The sequence below is a fragment of the Arthrobacter sp. MYb23 genome (genome assembly GCF_002979775.1).
Taxonomy (GTDB): domain Bacteria; phylum Actinomycetota; class Actinomycetes; order Actinomycetales; family Micrococcaceae; genus Arthrobacter.
The window spans coordinates 1-1,028 of the sequence record NZ_PCPR01000060.1 but is presented as its reverse complement, the minus strand read 5'-3'; the positions used below and the strand labels follow the sequence as shown (position 1 = coordinate 1,028).

Genomic DNA, 1,028 nt, shown 5'->3' with positions numbered 1-1,028 from the left:
AGGGTGTCGCGGGGTGTTCCAGCAGGGACGATCCCCACGAGCTTGCCCTTGTACAGCACGGCAATCCTGTCAGCCAGTTCCATGACCTCATCCAGTTCCGTGGAAACGATCATGACCGGCGTTCCCACGTCGCGCTCGGCAACAATGCGCTTGTGCAGGAACTCGATGGAACCAACATCCACGCCACGGGTCGGCTGGCTCGCGATAAACAACCGCAGCGGGCGGGACAACTCCCGGGCCATGACCACCTTCTGCTGGTTGCCGCCGGACAGTGTCCCCGCAGCCGAGCCAGCGGACGGCGTACGGATATCAAACTCTTCAATCTTGGCCTTGGCATGCTCGGCAACCTTGGCCGGCTTCATGCTGATGCCGCTGGCAAACGGCGCTTGGTCGTACAGGTCCAGCACCAGGTTCTCTGCCACCGAGAAGGGGCCAACCAGTCCATCTACTGTTCGGTCTTCCGGGACAAAACCGACGCCCGAACGCAGGACATCCTTCACGGGCAGGCCCAGCAGTTGTTTCCCATCCAGCGTCACCGAACCAGTGACGTGGTCCTGAATGCCCAGGATGGCTTCGGTGAGTTCCGTTTGGCCATTGCCTTGGACACCAGCGACGGCGAGGATCTCACCTTGTGCGATGTCGAAGCTGATCCCGTCCACCACGTTGGTGCCGTTGGCTGCACGCACTGTCAGGTTCTCCACCACAAACGTGGTTTCCTTCCGCTGCGCCGGAGCCTTGTTCAAGCTCAGGCTCACGGGGCGGCCCACCATCATGGAGGCCAGTTCAGTGGCTGATGCCGTGGGTGGAGCATCCCCCACTACTTTGCCGCGGCGGATGACGGTGATGACGTCGGACACAGCTTTAACTTCGCGCAGCTTGTGCGAGATGAAAACGATGGAGGTGCCGCCGGCTTTGAGCTGCCGCATGATGTCCAGGAGCTCGTCAGTTTCCTGCGGAGTCAGCACGGCTGTGGGCTCGTCCAGGATGAGGACTTTAGCTTCGCGCACCAACGCTTTGATGATCTCCAC

The 1,028-nt window shown here is 61.0% G+C and carries 1 protein-coding gene; it reads right to left on the bottom strand.

Annotated elements, in window-relative coordinates; translation table 11 throughout:
- Positions 1–1,028 (bottom strand): ABC transporter ATP-binding protein (locus CQ020_RS23960; protein ID WP_105694326.1); only part of this gene is annotated, 1,028 nt, incomplete at both ends.